The sequence below is a fragment of the Leisingera sp. ANG-M1 genome, assembly GCF_000813745.1.
Taxonomy (GTDB): Bacteria; Pseudomonadota; Alphaproteobacteria; order Rhodobacterales; family Rhodobacteraceae; genus Leisingera.
Genome location: NZ_JWLC01000012.1, coordinates 1 through 22,645 on the forward strand (window position 1 = coordinate 1; position 22,645 = coordinate 22,645).

22 protein-coding genes are annotated in these 22,645 nt (G+C 61.4%); 7 read left to right on the top strand and 15 right to left on the bottom strand.

Annotation, left to right across the window (positions count from 1 at the left end; all coding sequences use genetic code 11):
* From RA19_RS10470 to RA19_RS10500, 7 genes are all read right to left on the bottom strand, one after another.
* Window positions 1–321: formate--tetrahydrofolate ligase (locus tag RA19_RS10470; RefSeq protein WP_039162093.1), on the bottom strand; the 321-nt coding region annotated here is incomplete at its 3' end.
* Window positions 322–623: 302 nt separating this feature from the next.
* A complete protein-coding gene (glnT, locus tag RA19_RS10475) occupies window positions 624–1,955 on the bottom strand; it encodes a type III glutamate--ammonia ligase (protein WP_039162263.1) in 1,332 nt (443 codons plus the stop codon).
* A gap of 76 nt (window positions 1,956–2,031) precedes the next feature.
* On the bottom strand, window positions 2,032–3,363 hold the full coding sequence (locus tag RA19_RS10480) for an FMN-binding glutamate synthase family protein (protein WP_039162264.1): 1,332 nt from the start codon (window positions 3,361–3,363) through the stop codon (window positions 2,032–2,034).
* A gap of 17 nt (window positions 3,364–3,380) precedes the next feature.
* Window positions 3,381–4,064 (bottom strand): GltB/FmdC/FwdC-like GXGXG domain-containing protein, encoded by a 684-nt coding sequence (locus RA19_RS10485; RefSeq protein WP_039162266.1) that lies wholly within the window; start codon window positions 4,062–4,064, stop codon window positions 3,381–3,383.
* 1 nt (window position 4,065) lies between these two features.
* Window positions 4,066–4,962, bottom strand: coding sequence for a class II glutamine amidotransferase (locus RA19_RS10490; RefSeq protein ID WP_039133913.1), 897 nt, complete (start codon window positions 4,960–4,962; stop codon window positions 4,066–4,068).
* Between the two features lie 133 nt (window positions 4,963–5,095).
* Window positions 5,096–5,311: a hypothetical protein gene (locus RA19_RS10495; RefSeq protein ID WP_039162267.1), complete on the bottom strand. Its 216-nt coding sequence runs from the start codon at window positions 5,309–5,311 to the stop codon at window positions 5,096–5,098.
* An 11-nt stretch (window positions 5,312–5,322) separates the two neighbouring features.
* Window positions 5,323–6,696, bottom strand: coding sequence for an ammonium transporter (locus tag RA19_RS10500; protein WP_039162269.1), 1,374 nt, complete (start codon window positions 6,694–6,696; stop codon window positions 5,323–5,325).
* Between the two features lie 555 nt (window positions 6,697–7,251).
* Here RA19_RS10500 and RA19_RS10505 point away from each other — a divergent pair.
* The 4 genes from RA19_RS10505 (at window position 7,252) to RA19_RS10520 (ending at window position 11,098) form a co-directional block, all read left to right on the top strand.
* A complete protein-coding gene (locus tag RA19_RS10505) occupies window positions 7,252–8,397 on the top strand; it encodes an aminomethyltransferase family protein (protein ID WP_039162270.1) in 1,146 nt (381 codons plus the stop codon).
* A gap of 72 nt (window positions 8,398–8,469) precedes the next feature.
* Entirely contained in the window at window positions 8,470–9,081 is a 612-nt protein-coding gene (locus RA19_RS10510; protein WP_039162271.1) for a dimethylamine monooxygenase subunit DmmA family protein, read from the top strand.
* A complete protein-coding gene (locus tag RA19_RS10515) occupies window positions 9,078–10,043 on the top strand; it encodes a PDR/VanB family oxidoreductase (protein WP_039162272.1) in 966 nt (321 codons plus the stop codon). The genes RA19_RS10510 and RA19_RS10515 overlap by 4 nt, the downstream gene beginning before the upstream one ends.
* Before the next feature lie 11 nt (window positions 10,044–10,054).
* Window positions 10,055–11,098 carry a heme-dependent oxidative N-demethylase family protein gene (locus tag RA19_RS10520; RefSeq protein ID WP_039162273.1) on the top strand — a complete coding sequence of 348 codons (1,044 nt, stop codon included), beginning with the start codon at window positions 10,055–10,057 and terminating at the stop codon, window positions 11,096–11,098.
* Between the two features lie 311 nt (window positions 11,099–11,409).
* Here RA19_RS10520 and RA19_RS10525 read toward each other — a convergent pair whose 3' ends face one another.
* From RA19_RS10525 to RA19_RS10555, 7 genes are all read right to left on the bottom strand, one after another.
* The gene (locus RA19_RS10525) at window positions 11,410–12,066 is read right to left on the bottom strand and encodes a helix-turn-helix domain-containing protein (RefSeq protein ID WP_052261749.1); all 657 of its coding nucleotides are present in this window, start codon (window positions 12,064–12,066) and stop codon (window positions 11,410–11,412) included.
* Window positions 12,067–12,296: 230 nt separating this feature from the next.
* Window positions 12,297–12,905 carry a hypothetical protein gene (locus tag RA19_RS10530; protein ID WP_039162275.1) on the bottom strand — a complete coding sequence of 203 codons (609 nt, stop codon included), beginning with the start codon at window positions 12,903–12,905 and terminating at the stop codon, window positions 12,297–12,299.
* A complete protein-coding gene (locus tag RA19_RS10535; RefSeq protein ID WP_039162276.1) occupies window positions 12,856–13,563 on the bottom strand; it encodes an ABC transporter ATP-binding protein in 708 nt (235 codons plus the stop codon). The genes RA19_RS10530 and RA19_RS10535 overlap by 50 nt, the downstream gene beginning before the upstream one ends.
* Window positions 13,553–14,320 carry an ABC transporter ATP-binding protein gene (locus RA19_RS10540; protein ID WP_039162277.1) on the bottom strand — a complete coding sequence of 256 codons (768 nt, stop codon included), beginning with the start codon at window positions 14,318–14,320 and terminating at the stop codon, window positions 13,553–13,555. Before RA19_RS10540 ends, RA19_RS10535 begins: the two co-directional genes overlap by 11 nt.
* Window positions 14,317–15,297 (bottom strand): branched-chain amino acid ABC transporter permease, encoded by a 981-nt coding sequence (locus RA19_RS10545; RefSeq protein WP_152615737.1) that lies wholly within the window; start codon window positions 15,295–15,297, stop codon window positions 14,317–14,319. Before RA19_RS10545 ends, RA19_RS10540 begins: the two co-directional genes overlap by 4 nt.
* Window positions 15,290–16,159: a branched-chain amino acid ABC transporter permease gene (locus tag RA19_RS10550; protein ID WP_039162279.1), complete on the bottom strand. Its 870-nt coding sequence runs from the start codon at window positions 16,157–16,159 to the stop codon at window positions 15,290–15,292. Before RA19_RS10550 ends, RA19_RS10545 begins: the two co-directional genes overlap by 8 nt.
* Before the next feature lie 75 nt (window positions 16,160–16,234).
* Window positions 16,235–17,524 carry an ABC transporter substrate-binding protein gene (locus RA19_RS10555; RefSeq protein WP_039162280.1) on the bottom strand — a complete coding sequence of 430 codons (1,290 nt, stop codon included), beginning with the start codon at window positions 17,522–17,524 and terminating at the stop codon, window positions 16,235–16,237.
* Window positions 17,525–18,003: 479 nt separating this feature from the next.
* Here RA19_RS10555 and RA19_RS10560 point away from each other — a divergent pair, with 479 nt between their 5' ends.
* Window positions 18,004–18,729, top strand: coding sequence for a FadR/GntR family transcriptional regulator (locus tag RA19_RS10560; protein ID WP_039162281.1), 726 nt, complete (start codon window positions 18,004–18,006; stop codon window positions 18,727–18,729).
* A 6-nt stretch (window positions 18,730–18,735) separates the two neighbouring features.
* Here the strand turns inward: RA19_RS10560 and RA19_RS10565 are convergent, their stop codons facing one another.
* A complete protein-coding gene (locus RA19_RS10565; protein ID WP_039162283.1) occupies window positions 18,736–20,037 on the bottom strand; it encodes an ABC transporter substrate-binding protein in 1,302 nt (433 codons plus the stop codon).
* A gap of 162 nt (window positions 20,038–20,199) precedes the next feature.
* Here RA19_RS10565 and RA19_RS10570 point away from each other — a divergent pair, with 162 nt between their 5' ends.
* Together RA19_RS10570 and RA19_RS10575 are read left to right on the top strand one after the other, a co-directional pair.
* Complete coding sequence (locus tag RA19_RS10570) at window positions 20,200–21,546, top strand: NAD(P)-binding domain-containing protein (protein WP_039162284.1); 1,347 nt, start codon at window positions 20,200–20,202, stop codon at window positions 21,544–21,546.
* 91 nt (window positions 21,547–21,637) lie between these two features.
* Window positions 21,638–22,642, top strand: coding sequence for a GlxA family transcriptional regulator (locus tag RA19_RS10575; protein ID WP_039162285.1), 1,005 nt, complete (start codon window positions 21,638–21,640; stop codon window positions 22,640–22,642).
* Window positions 22,643–22,645: the final 3 nt, after the last annotated feature.

A 22,645-nucleotide genomic window follows, 5' to 3' on the forward strand; every position in this document is an offset into this window, starting at 1 on the left:
CTTCATGCCGAAGTTCGGGCCCAGGCTCGCTTCGCGGATACAGATCATCGCATTCTTGCCGATCCGGTTCAGGCCGTCGCCCAGGCCCACGGTGGTGGTGGTCTTGCCTTCGCCCGCAGGCGTCGGGTTGATCGCGGTCACCAGAATCAGCTTGCCGTCTTCTTTGCCCTGAACCGAGTTGATAAACTCCTGGCTCACCTTCGCCTTGTCGTGGCCGTAGGGCAGCAGATCGTCGTTCGAGATCCCGATCTTCGCGCCAATCTCCTGGATCGGCTTCTTCTGCGCTTCACGCGCAATCTCAATGTCACTCTTGTAGCTCATGGCCCTCTCCCTGTTGCCATCTCTTCCGGTTCAGGCCCCGCCGCTGATTTTCCCCGCGAGGCAAGATATATTCCTATTACTCAAATTATTTTCCTGCACGTCAACACATTCCTGCAGGATTTTGCCTGAAAAACAGGGGGATTTTGCTGTTTCTGCCGCGGATCGGAAACAGGCCGAATTTCACCCTGGGTGAAAGCGGCGCATATGCGGCAAAGCCTGCCGCAAACAAAAGAGGCCCGGGCGATGCCCGGGCCGTGCGTAGTCCAATCCGAAGACCGGACAGGGGGAATCAGAGGCAGGACTCAGATATCCAGCGTGTTGTCCTTCTCCCAGCGGGAGAAGTGATTGACGAAGGAGTTCCACTCCTGCTGCTTCATCTTCATGTAGGCGTTGGAGAACTCCTCGCCCATCATGCTCTTCAGCTCTTCGTCCTGATCATAGAAGCGCAAGGCATCCAGCATGTTCAGCGGCAGCTTCGGCGCATCGGTGATGGTGTGGCCTTCGGCATACATGTCGATGTCGTGGCGCGGGCCGGGATCCGCCTTGGTGCGGATGCCGGAGAGGCCCGCGGCGATGATCACCGCCTGAAGCAGATAGGGGTTCACCGCACCGTCGGGCAGACGCAGCTCAAACCGGCCGGGGCCCGGGACACGCACCATGTGGGTGCGGTTGTTGCCGGTCCAGGTGACGGTGTTCGGCGCCCAGGTGGCACCGGACATGGTGCGCGGCGCGTTGATCCGCTTATAGGAGTTCACCGTCGGGTTGGTGATCGCCGCCAGCGCCGAGGCGTGTTTCATGATGCCGCCAAGGAAGTGGCCGCCCTGCTCTGACAAGCCCAGCTCAGCAATGTCACCTTCGCCCTTTTCGCCGGCAAACACGTTGACGCTGGCGTCCTTGCCCGGCGCGTCCCAGACCGAGATATGCGCGTGGCAGCCGTTGCCGGTCAGGCCCTCAACGGGCTTGGGCATGAAGGTCGCCCGGAAACCGTGCTTTTCCGCGACGGATTTGGCCATGAACTTGAAGAAGCTGTGCTTGTCCGCGGTCGCCAGAGCGTCGTCAAAGTCCCAGTTCATCTCCCACTGGCCGTTGGCGTCTTCGTGGTCGTTCTGATAGGCGCCCCAGCCCAGCTCCAGCATGTAATCGCTGATCTCGCGGATCACATCGAGGCGGCGCATCATTGCCTGCTGGTCGTAGCAGGGCTTCTCCGCAGTATCGAAGGGGTCCGAGATCTCTTCGCCTTCCGGGGTCAGCAGGAAGAATTCGGCTTCGATGCCGGTCTTCACATGCAGGCCCTCGTCCGCGGCTTCCTTGATCAGGCGGCGCAGCACGTTGCGCGGCGCCTGGGCGACATCCTCGCCTTCCATCACGCAGTTGCCCGGCACCCAGGCGATTTCCTTGTTCCAGGGCAGCTGGATCACTGCCTCCGGATCCGGCACCGCCAGCATGTCCGGATGCGCCGGAGTGAGGTCGAGCCAAGTGGCAAAACCGGCAAAGCCGGCCCCGTCTTCCTGCATATCCGCAATCGCCCGTGCCGGCACCAGTTTGGCGCGCTGGCCACCGAACAAGTCGGTGAAGGAGATCATGAAATATTTAACGCCTTTTTCTTTTGCGAAAGCAGCCAGATCTGTCGTCATGGTCCTACTTCCTTTCCCTGTTGCATGTTGCTTGTAAAAGAGGCGCGGCCAGTAACCAGCCGCGCCCCGAAAATCATCAGAACCCTGCTTTGCCCGGGTACCAGTCGGTGCCCGCCAGCGGCACGCGCGCCATAGCGGCGGCCTCCATGGTCAGGGCGCACAGATCCTCGGGTTCGAGGTTGTGCAGGTGGTTGTGGCCGCAGGCGCGGGCAATGGTCTGGGCTTCCAGGGTCATCACCTTGAGATAGTTGCGCAGACGGCGGCCCGCATCAACCGGGTCGACGCGCTTCATCAGCTCGGCGTCCTGGGTGGTGATGCCCGCCGGGTCCATGCCTTCGTGCCAGTCGTCATAGGCGCCGGTGGTGGTGCCCAGCTTCTGGTACTCGCTCTCCCATTTCGGGTCGTTGTCGCCCAGCGCGATCAGCGCCGCGGTGCCGATGGCCACCGCGTCAGCGCCCAGCGCCATCGCCTTGGCCACGTCCGCACCCGTGCGGATGCCGCCGGAAACGATCAGCTGCACTTCGCGGTGCACGCCCAGGTCCTGCAGCGCCTGCACGGCAGGGCGGATACAGGCCAGGGTCGGCAGGCCGACATGCTCGATGAACACGTCCTGGGTTGCAGCGGTGCCGCCCTGCATGCCGTCCAAAACCACAACGTCGGCGCCGGCTTTCACGGCCAGTGCAGTGTCGTAGTAGGGACGGGTGCCGCCCACTTTCACATAGATCGGCACCTGCCAATCGGTGATTTCGCGCAGCTCCAGGATCTTAATCTCCAGGTCATCCGGGCCGGTCCAGTCCGGGTGGCGGCAGGCAGAGCGCTGGTCGATGCCTTTGGGCAGGCAGCGCATCTCTGCAACCCGGTCCGAGATCTTCTGGCCAAGCAGCATGCCGCCGCCGCCGGGCTTGGCGCCCTGGCCGACCACAACTTCGATGGCGTCCGCTTTGCGCAGGTCATCCGGGTTCATGCCGTAGCGGGACGGCAGATACTGATAGACCAGTTTCGAGGAATGACCGCGTTCTTCCGGGGTCATGCCGCCGTCACCGGTGGTGGTGGAGGTACCGGCTGCGGATGCGCCGCGGCCTAGGGCCTCTTTTGCGGGGCCGGACAGCGCGCCGAAGCTCATGCCGGCGATGGTGACCGGGATATCCAGCTCAATCGGCTTCTTGGCGAAACGGGTGCCCAGGGTCACTTTGGTTTCGCATTTCTCGCGATAGCCTTCCAGCGGGTAACGCGAGACCGAGGCGCCGAGGAACAGCAGGTCATCGAAATGCGGGACCCGGCGCTTGGCGCCGCCGCCGCGGATGTCGTAGATCCCGGTGGCTGCCGCGCGGCGGATTTCCGCGTTGATCGGGTTGGTGAAAGTCGCCGACTGGATCGGCTCGGTACGGGGGATGTTCTTGTTATCCATGCCTTTTGATCCTGTCCTTAGTACGCTTGCGCGTTGTCGACGTCGAAGTTGTAGAGCTGGCGGGCCGAGCCGTAGCGCTTGAACTCTTCCGGCTTGGCGTCGGAGCCCGCGCGTTCCAGCAGATCCTTGAGGATCTCGATATGCTCGGGCCGCATCTCTTTCTCGATGCAGTCGGCGCCCAGGCTCTTGACCGAGCCGCGCACGAACAGGCGCGCTTCATAGCAGCTGTCGCCCAGCGCATCGCCGGCATCGCCGCAGACAACCAGGTTGCCCGCCTGCGCCATGAAGGCGCACATATGGCCGATGTTGCCGTGCACGACGATGTCGATGCCTTTCATCGAGATACCGCAGCGCGAGGACGCATTGCCCTTGATGACCAGCAGCCCGCCATGGCCGGTGGCACCGGCATACTGGCTGGCATCGCCTTCGACGATCACCTGGCCGGACATCATGTTCTCGGCCACGCCGGGGCCAACCGAGCCTTCGACGCGCACGGTCGCCTGCTGGTTCATGCCGGCACAGTAATAGCCGGTGGAACCCTTGACGGTCACGTCGATCGGCGAGTCCAGGCCCACGGCAATCGCATGGCTACCCTTGGGGTTGACGATTTCCCAGGCAGTCTTGTTGGTTCCGCCGTTCTGCTCCTGCAGGGTCGAGTTCAGACCGCGCAGGCCATTTGCTTCAAGATCGTATGTCTGCATCTTAGTGGTTCCAGAAGTAAACGGTTGCGGGTTCGGGCTCCCAGACCTTGGCATCTTCGATGCCCGGCAGGTTCACCAGCGCGCGGTATTCGGAACCGAAAGCCACATACTGGTCGGTTTCCGCCATCACGGCCGGCTTACAGGCGATCGGGTCGCGGACCACGCCAAAGCCGTCCTTGGTGCCCACCACGAAGTTGAAGAACCCGTCCAGGTCTTCCAGGGTGCCTTCCAGCGCTTCACCCAGGGTGGCGCCGTTCTGCATCTTCCAGGTCAGATAGGCCGCGCCGACTTCGGTGTCGTTCTGGCTTTCGATCCGCACACCGTCGCGGCGCAGCTTGCGGCGCAGCGAGTTGTGGTTGGAAAGCGAGCCGTTGTGCACCAGGCACTGGTCCGAGCCGGTCGAGAACGGGTGTGCGCCCTCGGTGGTCACGGCAGATTCGGTGGCCATACGAGTGTGGCCGATGCCGTGAGTGCCGCTCATGCCGCGCACGTCGAAACGCTCGGCGACTTTCTCGGGCAGACCCACTTCCTTGTAGATCTCAATGGTGTCGCCTGCGCTCATGACGCGCATGCCGGGGCGCAGCTCGGCCAGCGCGCTGCGCGCCTCTTCGGCCTTGCCCGCGGCCACATCCAGCACCGCGTGGGTATCGATCACCCGGATCGACACATCGCTGCTCAGCGCTTCGGCCAGGGCGCCGTCCAGCCCGTCAAAGGCCTCCTCCGGCGCATCCGACTGAACGGTCAGCTTGGTGCGTCCGTCCGCTTCGGATCCGTAGATTGCAATGCCCGCACTGTCGGGACCGCGGTCCGTCATGGTGATGAGCATATCGGTGAGCATATCGCCCAGTTTTGGCTCTAGTGATTTGTCTTTCAGAAAAAGACCGACAATCCCGCACATGGGTGTGCCTCCTGCTTTTCATCTCGAATCAACGCTAGCAGTTTGCCGGCAGTCGTTCAACTCTTATGAAACTTATTTTCCCCTGAAGGAAAGAAAAGGCGCGCCGTCTGGCGCGCCTCTGGTTGGGTCCGGGTCAATACTTCTCCAGCAAAGAGTGTATTTTTTCCCTATCTCCCATCTGCTTAGCCTTCTTGAGGTGTTCGCCCTCTCGGACAAACTGGATCCGGTGCCAAGCGATCCAGAAGATCACCCCCAGGACAACCATCAATCCTTCTGATCCTTGGAAGGGGTAAACCGGGCCCACTTCTGCCAGGTCGACTGCCCAGCTGTCGTATCCGATCGTAGACATTTCAAATCTCCTTATTCAGCTGGAACGCCGCCGCCATTCACCGCAGCCTTGTCGGCGGCAATGATTTCGGCCTTGGCATCTTCGTAGGCATGGTGCTCGGCGTAATCGAGGCCCTGCAGTTCCACCTCTTCCGGGATCCGCAGCACGCCGGCAGCGGCCTGCATCTTGGCGATCACAAAGCCCGGCAGCCAGCCCAGCACGCCAAACATGATCACCGCACCGATGGTCTGGCCAACCGGGTTCACCGCGGCAAAGCCTTCATACGGGGAGCTCGGTGCGCCCCACAGCAGGAAGCCGGAGATGATCAGGCCGACAACGCCCGAGTAGCCGTGCACGGCAACCGCGCCGACCGCATCGTCGATCTTGAAAGTGCGCTCGACCCAGTAGTGCAGCTTGTAGACGATCACGACACCAACGGCGCCCACCAGCATCGCCTGGATCGGGTGATACAGGTCATTGCCCGCGGAAGCAGTGATGATGCCCGCCAGGCCGCCGGAGAAGGTCCAGAACGCATCGCCGCGCGACACCACATAGGCCGCCATCAAACCGCCAGAGAGCGACATCAGGAAGTTGAAGGTGATCGCGGACAGCGACGTCGGAGCCAGATAGATGTTGGTTGCCGTCCAGGTTTCGCCGGTGATCAGACCGCCAATGCCTTCGGGCGAGATCGCCGGAATGTTGCAGGCGGCATAGAAGCCCCAGAAACCGGAGTAGATCAGGAAGATACCAATGGTCAGCATCCAGGGGTTATGCGGCGGGATATCGCGCGGGGTGCCGTCAGCGGCAAACTTGCCCAGGCGCGGGCCCAGCACCATAATCACGCCCAATGCGTAACCGCCGGCAATCGCGTGGATAACACCGGACGCATAGGCATCGTGGTAGCCCAGATACTTCACCATCCAGCCTTCGGCATGCCAGCCCCAGGCCGCGTCGATGATCCAGAACACCGAGCCGATCATCACCGCATGCACCCACAAGGCGGACGAGCGGATCCGCTCGATCACCGCGCCGGACACGATCGAGGCAGCAGTCCAGGAGAACAGCAGGAACGCTGCCCAGAACACGCCGGTGATCCGGTCGGAAAGGTTGGTGCCCATGTTTTGCGACCACGGCAGGTTTGCCGAACCAGCGTCGTGGTTCAGGCCGCCGAAGAACGGGAAGCTGGGGAAGGCCCAATAGATCCACCAGCCGAAGAAGAAGAAGGTCACCGTGACCAGCGGAATGATCATGATGTTCTTCATCAATGTGTGCATGTGGTTGCGGTGGCGGCTGGCGCCGACCTCATACATGCAGAACCCCACGTGAATGAGGAACATGAAGACAACGGTCACCCAGTAATAAAACTCGGTGAACACCGTTGTTAACGCGTTCAGATTTCCATCCAATTTTTTGCCCTCCTGTTGGCAGTGTTCCCGGGCATTTTTTGCCTCTTGGGAATATTATTTTACCTTATTATTGGGTCTCAGCGGGCAGACCTGTCAATCTTCATGTGAAAATTTGTTCACCAGCAGGGAACTTCATGCCGCTTTTGGCGCCCCCTTCCTGCCGCTTTCCAGACCAGTTAAGTCCCGGGCGCCCAAAGACTTAGCGCTAACTGGCCCTGACCGGTTCCGGGCGGCGGCACCCCATTGCTGCGACCGCCAAACCCATGCCCCAACTGCGCATTTGCGACGGAATCACGCGAATCTCCGGCACTGCGCCCGCATGATTCTCCCCCGGAACGGGTTGGCCAGCGCTTACTGCAACCGTAAGCCTGATGTCGAAAAAGACCATTTCAGGCCAATTCATGCCGCAAACCCATTCGAAACCGGCATTTTCGGCAAAATCTTTTTCCTGTTAGGAATAATCATTGACATTGAACCCCCTCCCTTGGCTAACTGGACCAGACCAATGGAACCAAATCAAGAATTTTGGTCCGCACCAATAGGGAGAAACGAACAATGGCCATCATCTGGCGGACTTCAGCACTGGCCCAGCGCCACAAGGAAATCGGCGGCGAGCTGGAAGATTGGAACGGCATGGGAACCGCCTGGTTCTATGACCACAGCCCCGAGCGCGCCAAAGCCGACTATGAGGCGATCCGCACCAAGGCCGGCCTGATGGATGTGTCCGGCCTGAAGAAAGTCCACGTGGTGGGCGAGCACGCCGCGCAGGTCATCGACCGGGTCACCACCCGCAACGTCGAAAAGATCATGCCGGGCCGCTCCACCTATGCCTCGATCCTGAATGACCAGGGCAAATTCGTGGACGACTGCATCATCTACCGCCTGTCGGTGAACAGCTGGCTGGTGGTGCATGGCACCGGCACCGGCATGGAGCAGCTGAACACGGTCGCGGCCGGCAAGAACTGCTCGGTGATCTTCGACGACAACATGCACGACATGTCGCTGCAGGGCCCGGTTGCCGTGGACTTCCTGGCCGAATACGTGCCCGGCATCCGCGATCTGGCCTATTTCGGCATCATCCAGACCAAGCTGTTCGGCTGCCCGGTGATGATCTCACGCACCGGCTACACCGGCGAGCGCGGCTATGAGATCTTCTGCCAGGCCAAAGACGCGGTTCACCTGTGGGACAGCATCCTGGACAAGGGCAAGGGCATGGGCATCGTGCCGGTGCAGTTCTCCACCCTCGACCTGCTGCGCACCGAAAGCTACCTGCTGTTCTATCCGGGCGACAACTCGGAAACCTACCCGTTCGACAACGAGACCTGCGGCGACACCCTGTGGGAGCTGGGCCTCGAGTTTACCGTCTCTCCGGGCAAGACCGGCTTCATCGGCGCCGAGAACCACTATGCCGCCGAAGGCAAAGAGCGGTTCAAGATCTACGGCGTCCAGCTGGAGGGCACCACCCCGGCGGATGAAGGCGCAGACCTGCTGCAGAACGGCGAAAAGGTCGGCGTGGTCACTTACGGCATGTACTCCGACGTGAACAAACACAACGTGGGCATCGCGCGGATGCCGGTGGCTTGCGCCAAGCCGGGCACCGAGCTGACTGTCCGCAACGGCGACGGCACCGAGATTGCCGCCACCGCCGCCGAGATGCCCTTCTACGACAAGGACAAATCGATCCGCACCGCAAAGGGCTGATCCGGATCCCGGGCGTCTCCATCCCGGAGGCGCCCGCTTTCGTTCACCCGGACTGCAGGAAAAGCGACCCACATGTCTAAGACCGTATTCCCCCCTTCGATCAAAAGCCGCCCCGTCTACGGCGAGCTTGAAGCCCGCGCCGGCAGCGGCCACCTGATGATTGCCGACGCCGAGGGCGCTGAGGCGATCCTCGATCTGGCCAAATCCGCCGACGCGGCGTTCTGGGCCAAGGCCCATATCATCTACATCCCCAAGGGCACCGGCACCAAATACAGCAGCCAGCTGGAAGAGCTGGGTGCTGGCCAGTACTACGCAGGCCCCTCCTACGAGGCCGCGCAAAGCCGCATCCGCCGCGCTCTGCTGGACTGCCACATGGGTACCCAGGTATACCTCACCGGCACCGAAAGCCTGATGGGCCAGGCCATGGCCGAGGCCACCGCCGCCGGCATTCCGCATACCGCGATCCAGACCGAGCACCGCGGCTCCACCGCGCGGCGCATGCAATGCGTGCACTGCAAGGGCATCACCGAGGACGTCACCACCGACCCGTTCGAATGCAGCCACTGCGGCCTCAGCCTGTTCGTGCGCGATCACTATTCGCGCCGTCTCGCCGCCTTCCAGGGCGTGCGGGTGGATGCCGAAGATCCGGGCAACATCCCCGAAAAAGTGGAGCTGTTCAAATGAGTGCTGGCACCGCAAAACTGAATGTCACCGTGGCCGAGGTCAAACCGATCAACGACCTCGTCACCCGTTTCAAATTCGTCCGCACCGGCGGCGGCGACCTGCCCACCTTCTCGGGCGGCGCCCATACCGTGGTGGAAATGCAGGACGGCGATATCACCCGGCTCAATGCCTATTCGCTGATGTCCGACCCGGCCGACCGCGGCGCCTACATGATCTCGGTGCGCCGCGATGACGAAGGCCGCGGCGGCTCCAAATTCATGCATTCCCAGGTGAAAGAGGGCATGGAGATGGTGATCTCCAACCCGGTCAACCTGTTCTCGCTGGATCTGCGCGCCAAAAAGCACCTGATGCTGGCCGGCGGCATCGGCATTACGCCGTTCATTGCCCAGATGCATCAGCTGTCTATGATGGGCGGCCAGTTTGAGCTGCATTACTCGGTACGCACTGCCTCGCTAGGCACCTATGCCGAAGAGTTGTCAGCGCAGTACCCGGGCAAGGTGCATATCTATCACGACGACCAGGACGAAGCGATTGACCTCAATACCCTGCTCGCTACTCAGCCGCTTGGTACTCATGTCTATGTCTGCGGCCCCAAGGGCATGATCAACTGGGTGCACGGCACCTCCGAGGACATGGGCTGGCCGCGCGAGGCTGTGCATTCCGAGGAATTCCTGGCGCCTGCATCGGGCAAGCCGTTTGAGGTGAAATGCGCCGTGTCCAACAAAGTGGTCCAGGTCGGCGAGCACCAGTCTCTGCTGGAAGCACTGGAAGCGGCGGGCATCGACGCCCCCTATCTCTGCCGCGGCGGCGCCTGCGGTCAGTGCGAGACCAATGTCATCGGCTATGACGGCAAGTTCCTGCACTACGACCACTGGCTGACCGACGAGCAGAAGGCAGGCGGCAAGCACATCATGCCCTGCGTCTCGCGCTTTGAAGGCAAAACCCTGGTCCTGGACCGCTGAGGGAGACAGATATGACCATCCAATTCAACGACGAAACCTTCCACGGCGACTTCACCTTCAAGAACTCGGACTGGGCGATCAAACGCTTCCCCTTCCCGTTCCACGAAGACAGCTACATGTATTCCGTGAACATGGAGCCGCATAAGTCCTACCGCCCCGGCTCGGTGTTCGAAAAAACCTTCGACGTGGACGAGCATTATGTGGCGGAAATGAAGGACCGCGCCCGCGTCCTGGCCGACGACCCGCTGCGCTGCCAGTCGCTGCCGCATATGACGCTGGCAGGCTGGGACCTGGTCGAGCTGATCATGGAAGCCAAAGCGGCCGAATACCCGGATCTGTTTGAACTGCATAAAGACGGCAACCGCTGGCGCTGGATCAACAAGCCGCTCGGCATCGACGACACCTTCACTTTCCTCGATGAAAGCACCCTGCCTTACGGGCCGATGGAATACATCACCCGCCAGACTCAGGGCGACTTTGCGGTGCTCGACCAGCGCGACGACAACCTGTGGATGGATGCCGGCATGGTCACCACCCAGGCCGACTGGTCTCTGGACTTCGACATCGGCATGAACTTCTTCGAATGGCACGCGCCGGTGCCGAAGGCGCACGAGATGGGCATCTTCGTCCGCGCGCTGAAGTTCCTCTTGAACATCCAGCAGGGCCAGCCCGCCCGCCGCCTGAACTGGACCATGACGGTCAATCCTCTGCTCGACACCTCCCCGGAGAACTACCACAAATGGGGCACCATGAAGCAGGGGCTCACGATGGAGAACATCGGCGAGAAGCAGCACCTGCGGGTCGAACTGCAGACCTTCTTCCGGCTGCCGCGCTCCAACGCACTGGTGTTCCCGATCCGCTGCTACCTGATCCGGTTTGAAGATCTGGTGACAGTGCCGAAATGGGGCCGCCGCCTGCACCGGGTGATCCGCGATCTGCCCGAGGAGCTGGCCACCTACAAGGGCTTCATCGATAACCGCCCGCTGATGGTGGAATGGCTGTCGCAGTACGACGACGGCAGCCCGACCTCGGACGGTATCTGGCCCGACGATTGATCCCGAGCGGACCTGGCGGGCCGTCCCTACCCCCTGTCACTTAGGCCCGCCTCACTGACTGCCGTTGCTTTGCGCTCCGGCAGTTTCTTTTTTACCTATAGGGGGGGTGCTCCCGCCCCTGCATCAGACGGCTGGCTTCGCCTGCCCCCTGTGCAGCGTTGGGCCGGGCAGCGCGCTTCGCGCGCTGCGGGCGGCAGATAGCAAGCTTAAGGCAATACGCAACCGCGCCGCGCATCGCGCGGCGCTACGCCCAACTGCGCAAGGACATCTTCAGATGTTCCTGAAGCAGGCGGGAGCACACCCGCCGCAGGTCAGCTCGACTGCGGATAGGAAATGATCGACAGGTAGCGGGCCGGCAGTTTCACCAGCCCTTCCGGCCCATGCGGCGCGTCGGCATCGAAGAACAGCGTATCCCCGGCCTTCAGGGAAAACACCTTGTCGCCATGCCGGTAGTCCACTTCGCCCTCCAGCATGTAAAGCATCTCGATGCCGTCGTGCTGGAAGGTCGGGAACACATCCGACTCTTCGGTGAGGGTGATCATGTAGGGTTCAACCACCACACCGGATGCATTTGCCCCCAAGTGACCTAAAAGCTGGTATTGGTGCCCAGCCCTTGTGCCCGCACGCTCAGTCTCCATCCCCTCGCCCGATCTGGTATGAACCGCCTCCCGGGTTTCTTCAAAGCGGCGGAAGAACGACGTGATCGGCACGCTCAAAGCATTGGCCAGCAGCTGCAGCGTGGTCAGCGACGGCGAGGTATTGCCATTCTCGATCTTCGACAGCATCCCGATCGACAAGCCCGTCAGATTGGCCAGATCCGCCACCGTGATCCCCTGCTGGCGCCGGAACGAGCGGACCTCGCGGCCGATCGCTACTTCCAGGACTTTTTCCGCGCCATCGCGGACTCGATGCGGATCTTGGGAAAGGTTGTTGGCCACTGCGTCGGTATCGTCTTTGGGTTTTGCCACTGTGTTATCTTCCTTCTGGACGGCCTCTGACAAGCGCGCAGCGGGGATTACGCAAAAACTTTTACGGACACAAGAAACCACGCGAAAATTATTTTACTGCCATTACCAGTTTTTCCCAAGCCCTCACCGTCACAGGAAAGAAATTTGTTGCCCCGCCGCTCCAGCCCGGAACATCGAAACCCGGGGCCAAGGGCCCCGGGCTTGCTCCAGCTGCCGCAAAACGCAGCGTCTCAGTCATCCAGCAGCAGCAGACAGGCCCCGAGCACCTTGCGGGTGCCATCAAACACCACCGGCTTCTCACCGCGCCACCGGCTGGCATGACGGTGGTCCACGGGCCAGCCGGACGTCAGGCTGCGCAGGGTCTCTTCCGTTTCAGAAGCAATCGCACCGATCCTGATTTTGAGATTGCCGTGGTAGGTCTCCCGGTGCAGCGCCTCCATACGCAAATGAAACAGCGACGAGCGGCTGCGCGGAGCGATAAACATCTCCGCCACTTGCTCCGAGGCCCCGCTCCAAACCCGCAACGCGCGGGCTTGCAGCTTCTCAGCCTCCTCCAGCGCCCCCGACCGGAACGCCAGCACCGCCAGATTGGCGGGGGCTGCGGCCTGCCGCAAGTCTGCGCCAGGAAAGGCAATCCGCGCCAGCAGACCAGCCAGCCGGAACAGGCGCATCGCCTTGCGCACATGCCCCGCCGCAGCCTCTGCCAGCGCCCGCTCCATCAGCCGCTCCCAGATCAGGTCGGCGCGGGACCAGCCAGCCGCGCGCGCCACCCGCATTTCCGCGTCCTGCTTAAAGCCCCAGATACGCGGCGCGGACGTGTTCGTTTCCGTGAAGCTCATCTGCAGGTCCCTCCATTGCTGCATTTCCGGTTTCCAGGACATAGGCGTAGTCAGCCAGTTCCAGCGCCAGCTCCGCATTCTGCTCGACCAAGACGACCGACAGACCGTTGGCGTTGATCTCCTCAACGATCTGAGCAATTTCCTCGACAATCACCGGCGCCAGCCCCATCGACGGCTCGTCCATCAAGAGCAGCCGCGGCTTGGACATCAGCGCGCGGCCGATGGCCAGCATCTGCTGTTCGCCGCCCGACATCGTCTTGGCCATCTGGGTGCGCCGTTCGCGCAGCCGCGGGAAACGTTTGAAGACATCTTCCAGATCCGCCTCAATCGCTTCCTTGTCCTTGCGCAGGAATGCCCCGGTGCGCAGGTTCTCCTCCACCGTCATGTCGGGGAAAATCCGCCGCCCCTCCGGCACATGGGCGATACCGTTGGCCACCACCTTATGCGCGGGCAGATGGTCGATCCGCTTGCCCTCAAAGGTGATCTCGCCCGCGGTGATCGGCAGCATCCCCGACATCGCCCGCAGGGTGGTGGTCTTGCCTGCCCCGTTGCCACCGATGATGGTGACGATCTTTCCCTCCGGCACCGCCACCGAGATGTTCCGGATGGCGTTGATCTTGCCGTAGTTGACGGCGATGTTCTTCATCTCAAGCAACATGGCGCGCGCCTCCCAGATAGGCCTCGATCACCGCCGGATGGTTGCGGATCTCCTGCGGGCCGCCCTCGGCCAGGAACTTGCCAAAGCTCATGCAGGTGATGTTGTCGCACAGCCCCATGATCGCCTGCATGTCATGCTCAACGATCAGGATGGTGATCCCGTCGGCCTTAAGCCGTTTCATCAGATCCATCATCTGCCGGGTTTCTTCCGGGTTCATGCCGGTGAAGGGCTCATCCAGCAGGATCACATCCGGGTGGCTGGCATAGGCCACCGCCATGCCCAGCGCCCGCTGATGCCCGTGGCTCAGGTCGCCCGCCCGCTCCTGCATCACGTGATCCAGGCCAAAGAACTCCAGCGCCTCCTTGGCCCGCGCCTCGGCGCCGCTGCGGTCTTCCTTGTCCCAGCCGATGATCGCGGCAAAGATATTGGGGCGGAACGGCATATGGGTGCCGACCAGCGCATTCTCCAGCACCGTCAGCTCGGCAAACAAAGTCGAATGCTGGAACGTCCGCACCACCCCGCGCCGGGCCACCTCATGCATCTGCAGGCCGGAGATATCCTCCCCCCGCAAGAGCACCTGCCCCGATGTCGGCTTGTAAAACCCCGAAATCATATTGAACGTCGTGGTCTTGCCCGCCCCGTTCGGGCCGATCAGACCGTGGATCGAGCCATGCGCCACCTTGAACGACAGGCTGTCCACCGCAATCAGGCCGCCAAACCGCATGGTCAGGTCTTTGACTTCAAGAAAATCGGTCATTCTGCCGGGCTCCGTTCCGGCGCGCCGCCAGCAGCGCGTCTTTTGGTGAGTTTCTGCACGATGCTTTCCAGGCCGTTGGGCAGGAACAGGATCGACAGGATCATGATGGCGCCGTAGATCAGCGGCCGCATCTGTTCGAGCCCCAGCTCGCGCAGAACAACTTCGTTGATGACGGTCAGCACCACACAGCCCAGGATCGGCCCATAGAAAGTCGCGGTGCCGCCAACAATCGCCCAGGTCAGCACAAAGACCATCAGGTCGATGTCAAAGGCATTGGGGTTGATGGTGCCCACGTAATGCGCCAGCAGCGCGCCGGAGATGCCGGCAAAGCCCGAGGCAATGGCAAAGGCCAGCGTCCGGTAGGCCCGCACATTCACGCCCGAGGCCTGCGCCAGCTTGTCCTGCCAATGCACCGCATGGAAGGTGAGGCCAACCGGCGACTTCTCAATCCGCCACAGGATCCACAGGCAGACCGCCACAACAACGCCTGCAAAGTAGTAGTAGGACGTCGGCTCGAAGAAATCGAACTGGTAGAAGCCAACCGAGAAATCCGGCATCGGGTCGATCCCCTTGATCCCCTTGGCGCCGCCAAATGGATCACGGAACCGTTTCCACAGCAGGCGGATGATCTCACCGGCCGCAAACGAGCCTATCAGGAAATAAAACCCTTTCATCCGGAACAGCGGGAAAGACAAAAGCACCGCAATCAGTGCCGCAATGACCCCGCCCAGCAGCATCGACACCGGCACATAGACGCCCAGCTTCTTGGTCAGCAGCGCCGAGCTATAGGCCCCCACCCCCATGATCACCACGTGCCCCAGCGACCATTCGCCGGTCAGGGTCAGCAGCCGGTAGCTCGCCACCAGCAGCACATTGATGGTCAGGAACACCAGGATTTCCTGCTGCGAGAAGCTGAGCCCATGCGGCAGGGCGATCAGCGCGGCCAGCGCCGCAATCCATATCAGGAACTTAGGCACGGTCCGCACTCCCAAACAGGCCAGTGGGCTTCACGATCAGCACCAGCAGCATCAGCGACAGCCCGACGATGTCGGCCAGCACGCCGTCCCAGAAAGTGGTCACGAATGTATGCACCAGCGCATAGGCAACCGAGGCAACGATGGCACCCTCCAGCGAGCCGACCCCGCCGACAATGATGACGATGAATGCCGTGACGATCACCGAATGCCCCATATGCGGGTTGACCGAGACCAGCGGCGCCGTCAGCGCACCGGCAATCCCCGCCAGGCCTGCACCGATGAACATGGCAATCCTGGCGGTCTGGGTGATCGAGATGCCCTGCAGCGCCGCGGCTTCAGGATCCTGGGCAGACGCCCGCAGCGCCCAGCCGAATTTTGTCCGTTTCAGGAAGTACCAAAGCGCCGACAGCAGCACGATGGCGGCGATGATCACATACAAACGCGCCACCGGCAGCCGCACTTTCTCGGAGAACGCAATCACCTCCTGCGTGACCGGCGGGATATGCACCATCCGCACGCCAAATCCCATCACCGCCAGCGCCTGCAGAATCATTAGGAACCCGATCGAGGCCACCAGCCCGCCCAAGGGGTTGTCCTTCAACGGCCGGAACAGTGCCTTCTCCATCAGCAGGCCCAGGCAGCCCACAAACAGAAGCCCCGCCGCCACGGCCAGAAAAAACGGCACATTCAGCCCGGCATATAGCGCCACAATGGCATAGGCGCCCGCCATGAACAGTTCGCCATGGGCAAAGTTGATCACCCCCATGACACCAAAGATGAGCACAAGCCCCACAGCAACAAGGGAAATATAGCTCGCAGCATACACGGCGTTGAGGCCGGTCTGCGCCAAAAGGTCCAGCATTGGATTGTCTCTTTTTTCAGTCGGTCCCGCGGTGCGGGGACTTGTCCCGCACCGCCTGATTGCCTGCCTGAAAGGTCAGCTGCGCTGATCCCACATCTGGTCATAAGCTTTCATATGCTTGACCAGCAGATCGCCATGTTTGGCGTACCAGTCCGGGATTGAGCGGAACTCCTTGATCGTGGCCTTGCCGCCCTCGATCGCCACCACCGGCCAGTCGCCGACCAGCGCATTGTCGATGCCAAAGAGCTCGGTGCCCCACCAGTCGGCATCGCCAAAGGCATGTTTGCCCTTGCCCTGCTTCATCGCCGAGGCCACCGCATCCGGGCTGGCCGACCCGGCCTTCTCAGCCGCCGCCTTCCACAGATCCATGATCGAGGCATATTCCCAGCTCACCGCGCCCCACTGGCCCGGATGCCGCTTGTTGAACTCGGCAAAAAAGCCGTTCGGGTCGGTGAAGTTGATGTTGTCGCCATTCAGCGCCGGATCATCAAAATCCGGGAACTGGAAGACGAACCCTTCCATGAACTCTTCCGAGGTCTTGGCGATCATCTGATCATAGAAATCCGCGGTGCAGGAGATGATCTGCCCCTTGAACCCCTGCTGGAACAGCTGCTCAGCAATCGGGTGCACATAGTCGGAATAGCAGGTGTCGAGGCAGACGATATCCGGGTTCTTGCTGATCAGGCGGGTCACAACCGGGGCAAAATCGGTGGTCGCCGGGTCAAACAGCAGCGGATCGTCCAGCATCTCAATGCCCGCCGCCTCAAACGCGGCCAGGTAGGTCGCCACCGAGGGCAGCCCCAAAGCATCGTCCTGCGCGCACATCACCGCGGTTTTCAGCTCCGGCTTGTTCTCGGCCAGCCACTCCACGCCGGTGACGTTGTAGATCGGATGCACCTCGGCCGGCGCAATCAGCGTGTTGGTATCGGGCGACAGGTCCGACGGCAGCAGGGTCGAGAACAGCATGCCGGTCTTGTCCGCCACCGGCTGCACGCCGGGCCAAGTGTCGCCGCCCAGCATCATGATGAAACTCACACCGTCCTCGCGGATCAGCTTGGTGGCGCCGGTGCGCGCCTTGGCCGGGTCGTATTCGTTGTCATAGGCCACGAACTCGACATTGTGGCTGCCATCGCCCAGCTTGATGCCGCCCGCGGCATTCACCCGCTCGGCCCAGATCTCGCAGCCGTCCAGCCCGGGCTTGCCCCAGGCCGCCACCGCGCCGGTCAAAGGCGCCAGAAAGCCGATCTTGATGGTGCTGCCCGCTGCCAGCGACGCGCCCGGCAGCCCGGCGCTCATTGCGGCAGCTGCTGTCGAATGAAGGAACGTCCGCCGGGTCAGCCCCGATTTCACGATCTTGGAAATCATCTTCTTCTCCCATGTTGGACCCGCCTGTTTGTTTTTGCGGCGGTGTGTTCTGCGGAATGAGGCCCACTTGCGGGACCCGCGGGTTCAGCCCAACGTCACTGAACCAGTTAATCCAAATTGGACCCATCCTGGCTCAAGGCTGGCAGCCACATGGTTCACCGTCAAGAAATTTTCTTTCACTTTCGGGACCGAAAAGGCACCAAAACCAGACCAAAGGCACAGAAATGCGGCAAATGAAGTCTTAAAAACGGCATTAAAACATGCCTTTACCCCTCACCTTAACAAGGCAAGCAGAAAACCAATTTTTGAACCAATTTCCGCATCTTTCTTGCCGTCCGGTGCGGAAACCGGTAGGCTGAAAGCCAATCACAGCTGCGTCAGATGGTTGCAAAAAGGCCTCTAAAGCCGGTATTGGCACCTCTGTTGCAGTGACCAGGAGCAGGGGATTCTCCCGCTCAGCCGGCCGGGAAAACCAGATTATGAGCTCAGCGGAAGAAACCACGTCGCAGATCCTGACCACCCATTCGGTGGGCGCCACCGTGCAGGTGGTGATCGACACTTTGTTTGCCCGCATCAAATCCGGCACCTATCCGGTCGACACCCGGCTGCCATCGGAACGCACCCTGGCCTCGGAACTGGGTGTTGCCCGCAATACCGTACGCGAAGCATTGGATGTGCTGGCTGCGCAAAACGTGATCCACCGCCGTCCGGGCTCCGGCAGTTTTGTCAAATTCCGCTCCGATCCCAAGCCCGAGGCCACGTACTCCTCGCTTGCCAAAGAAGTCTCGCCGCTGGACCACCTGGTGGTACGCGGCATCCTGGAGCCGGAGCTGATCCGCCTGGCCGTGATCAACATGACCCCGCGCCAGATCGAGGAACTGGACGAGATCCTCTCCCGCATCGAGGCCGTGCGCACCGACACGGATGCGTTCATCGAGGCGGAGGAAGACCTCTACCGCAAGATCGCCGAGGGCTCCGGCAACCCGCTACTGCATTCCTGCTACGAGCTGACGATCGAGGCCTGCCGTCTTTCCTACCGCACCGCCCTGCGCCGCCGCCACCTGACGCCGCAGCGGATGCAGGACTACCAGAAGCGTTACAACACGCTGTTCAACGCCATCGCCTCGCGGGATGTGGAATCCGCGGTGGAGTTCATCAAGCTGCACCTGATCGACGAACAGAAACTGCTGCTGCAGGAAGTCTGAACCGGTTTATCCCAGAACCGCCCGCGCACTGGCTTCATTGCCAGGCGCCGCGCTTTCCAGCCGCTGATGCCACAGCTGCCCCAGCGCCGCCATTTCCGCCTTCAGCAGGTTGGAATGCTGCGCCAGCCAGCCCGGAATCGACCCGAACCCGGCAATCCGCGCCCTGCCCTCCTGGATAGTAACCACCGGCCAATCCCCAACCAAAGCGTTGGAAATCCCAAAGATTTCCTCGCCCCACCATTCCGCATGGCCAAAGGCGTGGGTGACATGCCCCAGCTGTTTCATCGCCGCCAGCACGGACGGGGACTCGACCGAGCCCGCCTTCTCCACTGCGCTGTGCCAGATGTCGAGGATCGCCACATATTCCCAGCTCACCGCCGACCAGGTGCCCGGGAAACGGCGGTTGTATTCCTCATAAAACGTGTGCGGCTGGTTGAAGAAAAATGCCTTCTCCCGCAGCAGCGGATCGTCGAAGTCCGGGAACTGAAACAGCACCCCTTCCATGAACTCTTCCGAGGTCCGCTCCACCAGCTTGCCGTAGCCATCCATGGTGCAGCTGATGATCTGACCCTTGAACCCCTTGGCATAGGCGTATTCGGTCATCGCATGCACCATCGGGGTATACGACGAGCACCAGCACAGGATATCGGCGCCGCTTTCCAGCATCGGATCGACCACTGGCCCCGGGTCCATTGAGCGCGCATCATACTGCACTTCCCGCAGGATCTTCTTGCCCGCTGCCTTGAAGGCCGCACGGTAGACCGCCTGCGTCGGCAGTCCCAGCAGATCCATCTGGCTGCACAAGGCCACTGTCTTCAGCTCCGGCCGGTTCTCGGCCAGCCAGGTGACGCCGGTCACATTCTGGATCGGATGCGCTTCGCTCGGCGCAATCAGATAAGGCGTATCCGGCGACAGATCGGTTGGAAGCAGGGTCGAGGTCAGCACCTTGTTGCGCATCAAGAGATCCTGCACCGGCGCAAAGGTGTCGCCGCCCAGCATCAGCATCAGCTTGACGTTGTGTTTTTGGACCAGTTCCACCGCGCCTTCCAGGGCGCGGTCCGGGTTGTAGCCGCAGTCGTAGGAATGGATCCGAATCGGATAGCGGCGGCCGCCAACCAGCACCCCGCCGGCCTTGTTCAGCCCGTCTTCCCAGATCCGGCAGCCGTTCAATCCGGGCAGCCCCCAGCTCTCCACACGGCCCGAAAGCGGGCCTAGAAAGCCGATATTCACTGATTCTGTCATCCCCACCGACAGCCGCGGCAGCGCCGCGCGGGCCGTCAGCTGATGTGCAAAACTGGTCGTCTTCATGCTTTGAATCCTAACAATAATTTTGCGCGCTTCCAGTCCAATTGCGAAGAATCTTATTCCTCCAGTGAAAATTGGTTGACTTACCGGCCCAAATTTGGACCTATTTGGATCAGACCAAATGAACCAAATAAAGACATTGGTCTGAACCAATGGGAGAGCCACATGACCAAGAAACGCATTGCCATCATCGGCGCAGGCCCGTCCGGCCTGGCGCAGTTGCGGGCATTCCAGTCCGCAGCCAACAAGGGGGAAGAGATCCCCGAAATCGTCTGCTTCGAAAAGCAGGACAACTGGGGCGGCCTGTGGAATTACACCTGGCGCACCGGCCTGGATGAAAACGGTGAGCCGGTGCACTGCTCGATGTACCGCTACCTGTGGTCCAACGGCCCCAAGGAGGGCCTGGAGTTTGCCGACTATTCCTTTGAGGAGCATTTCGGCAAGCAGATCGCATCCTACCCGCCGCGCGCCGTGCTGTTCGACTATATTGAAGGCCGGGTGAAAAAAGCCGATGTGCGCAAGTGGATCCGCTTCAACTCGCCGATCCGCTGGGTGGAATACAACGAGGACAAGGGCAATTTCACCGTCACCGTCCACGACCACGCCAAGGACAGCACCTACAAAGAAGATTTCGACCACGTGATCTGCGCCTCGGGCCACTTCTCGACCCCGAACGTGCCGTTCTACCCGGGTTTTGACACCTTCAACGGCCGCGTCCTGCACGCCCATGACTTCCGCGACGCCCGCGAATTCGCAGGCAAGGACATCCTGATCCTCGGCGCCTCCTATTCGGCCGAAGACATCGGTTCCCAGTGCTGGAAATACGGCGCCAAGTCGATCACCACCTCCTACCGGACCGAGCCGATGGGCTTCAAATGGCCGGACAACTGGGACGAGGTTCCGGCGCTGGAATCGGTCAGCGGCAACACCGCCACCTTCGTTGACGGCACCCAGAAAGAGGTTGACGCGATCATCCTCTGCACCGGCTACAAGCACTACTTCAACTTCCTGCCGGATGATCTGCGCCTGAAGACCGCCAACCGCCTGGCCGCTGCCGACCTCTACAAAGGCGTGGTCTATGCCCATAACCCCAAGATGTTCTACCTGGGCATGCAGGACCAGTGGTTCACCTTCAACATGTTCGACGCGCAGGCCTGGTGGGTCCGCGACGCGATCATGGGCAAGATCGAGATCCCGGCGGACAAGGAAACCCTGCTGGCCGACGTGAAAGAGCGCGAAGAGCGCGAAGAAGCCTCGCCGGACGTCAAATACGCGATCAAATATCAGGGCGACTACGTGCTGGAGCTGATCGAAGAGACCGACTACCCCACCTTCGACGTGGCTGGCGCCTGCCAGGCTTTCTACGAGTGGAAGGGGCACAAGGCGGAGGACATCATGGCTTTCCGCAACAACTCCTACAAATCGGTCATCACCGGCACCATGGCGCCCGTGCACCACACCCCGTGGAAAGACGCCTTGGACGACACGCTGGAAGTATATCTGCAAAACTAAGCAGATCCGCCTGCGCCGTTTGCCTTCCTGTACGGCGCAGGCACCCCTTCGCTGCTGTGCGAATCCCCCTTCGCAAGCTAAGATCCACCTCATGCAGCGCGGCAAAAACATGACTCTCGGATTTTTGATTTTCCCCGGCTTTCCAATGGCCTGCCTGACCTCGGCCATCGAACCCCTGCGCGCGGCAAACGAAATTGCCGGCACTGATACTTTCCGATGGAAACTTGTGTCCGAGACCGGCGCCAGCGTGAATGCCTCTGCCAACGTCGCCTTCCAGCCCGACTGCTCGCTGGATCAGGCCGATGAAATCGACACCTTGTTCCTGCTCTCCAGCCCGCAAGGCAAGTTCGAAGACCCCAAGAGCTCGAATGGCAAGCTGCGCCATTTGGCCCGCCACGGCACCAAGATGGGCGCGGTTTCAGGCGGCGTTTTCCCGCTGGCACGCTCCGGCCTCTTGGACGGGCACAGCTGCTCGGTCCATTGGTGCTACAAGGCTGCCTTCACCGCAGAGTTCCCTTCGCTTGCCACCACCGACGACGTGATCGTGCTTGACCGCCGCCGATTTACGGCCAGCGGCGCTGCGGCGATGTTCGACCTGTCACTCAAGCTGATTGAACAGGCCCTGGGCGATGCAGTGATGACTGAGGTCGCCTGCTGGTTCCAGCACCCGATGGTCCGCGCCGAGGGTGTGCGCCAGAAGATCCCCGCCTTCAAAACCGACAGCACCGCTGACAGCCTGCCGCCGCCGGTGGCCAAGGCGGTCGAGCTCTTTGCCGATAACCTGGAACACCCGGTCTCGATCCGCGATGCCGCCAGCCAGATCGGTGTCTCGCCGCGCCAGCTGGAGCGCAGCTTCAAATCCTCCACCGGCCAGAGCCCGGCAATTTACTACCGCACCCTGCGGATGAATGCCGCCCGGCAGCTGGTGATGTATTCCCGCGACTCGATCACCTCGATCGCCAATGCGGTGGGCTACGCCACCTCCTCGACCCTGTCGCAGCACTACCGCGAAAGCTTCGGCGTCACCCCGCAGGAGGAACGCCGCAAGGTGAACCTGTTCCGGGTCCAGGACAACCGTCCGATCCCCTCCGCCTGACGC

Coding starts and splice junctions, on each gene's coding strand:
- glnT (WP_039162263.1), bottom strand. CDS start 1,955: ATGACGACAGATCTGGCTGCTTTCGCAAAAGAAAAAGGCGTTAAATAT.
- RA19_RS10480 (WP_039162264.1), bottom strand. CDS start 3,363: ATGGATAACAAGAACATCCCCCGTACCGAGCCGATCCAGTCGGCGACT.
- RA19_RS10485 (WP_039162266.1), bottom strand. CDS start 4,064: ATGCAGACATACGATCTTGAAGCAAATGGCCTGCGCGGTCTGAACTCG.
- RA19_RS10490 (WP_039133913.1), bottom strand. CDS start 4,962: ATGTGCGGGATTGTCGGTCTTTTTCTGAAAGACAAATCACTAGAGCCA.
- RA19_RS10495 (WP_039162267.1), bottom strand. CDS start 5,311: ATGTCTACGATCGGATACGACAGCTGGGCAGTCGACCTGGCAGAAGTG.
- RA19_RS10505 (WP_039162270.1), top strand. CDS start 7,252: ATGGCCATCATCTGGCGGACTTCAGCACTGGCCCAGCGCCACAAGGAA.
- RA19_RS10510 (WP_039162271.1), top strand. CDS start 8,470: ATGTCTAAGACCGTATTCCCCCCTTCGATCAAAAGCCGCCCCGTCTAC.
- RA19_RS10515 (WP_039162272.1), top strand. CDS start 9,078: ATGAGTGCTGGCACCGCAAAACTGAATGTCACCGTGGCCGAGGTCAAA.
- RA19_RS10520 (WP_039162273.1), top strand. CDS start 10,055: ATGACCATCCAATTCAACGACGAAACCTTCCACGGCGACTTCACCTTC.
- RA19_RS10530 (WP_039162275.1), bottom strand. CDS start 12,905: ATGAGCTTCACGGAAACGAACACGTCCGCGCCGCGTATCTGGGGCTTT.
- RA19_RS10535 (WP_039162276.1), bottom strand. CDS start 13,563: ATGTTGCTTGAGATGAAGAACATCGCCGTCAACTACGGCAAGATCAAC.
- RA19_RS10540 (WP_039162277.1), bottom strand. CDS start 14,320: ATGACCGATTTTCTTGAAGTCAAAGACCTGACCATGCGGTTTGGCGGC.
- RA19_RS10550 (WP_039162279.1), bottom strand. CDS start 16,159: ATGCTGGACCTTTTGGCGCAGACCGGCCTCAACGCCGTGTATGCTGCG.
- RA19_RS10555 (WP_039162280.1), bottom strand. CDS start 17,524: ATGATTTCCAAGATCGTGAAATCGGGGCTGACCCGGCGGACGTTCCTT.
- RA19_RS10560 (WP_039162281.1), top strand. CDS start 18,004: ATGAGCTCAGCGGAAGAAACCACGTCGCAGATCCTGACCACCCATTCG.
- RA19_RS10565 (WP_039162283.1), bottom strand. CDS start 20,037: ATGAAGACGACCAGTTTTGCACATCAGCTGACGGCCCGCGCGGCGCTG.
- RA19_RS10570 (WP_039162284.1), top strand. CDS start 20,200: ATGACCAAGAAACGCATTGCCATCATCGGCGCAGGCCCGTCCGGCCTG.
- RA19_RS10575 (WP_039162285.1), top strand. CDS start 21,638: ATGCAGCGCGGCAAAAACATGACTCTCGGATTTTTGATTTTCCCCGGC.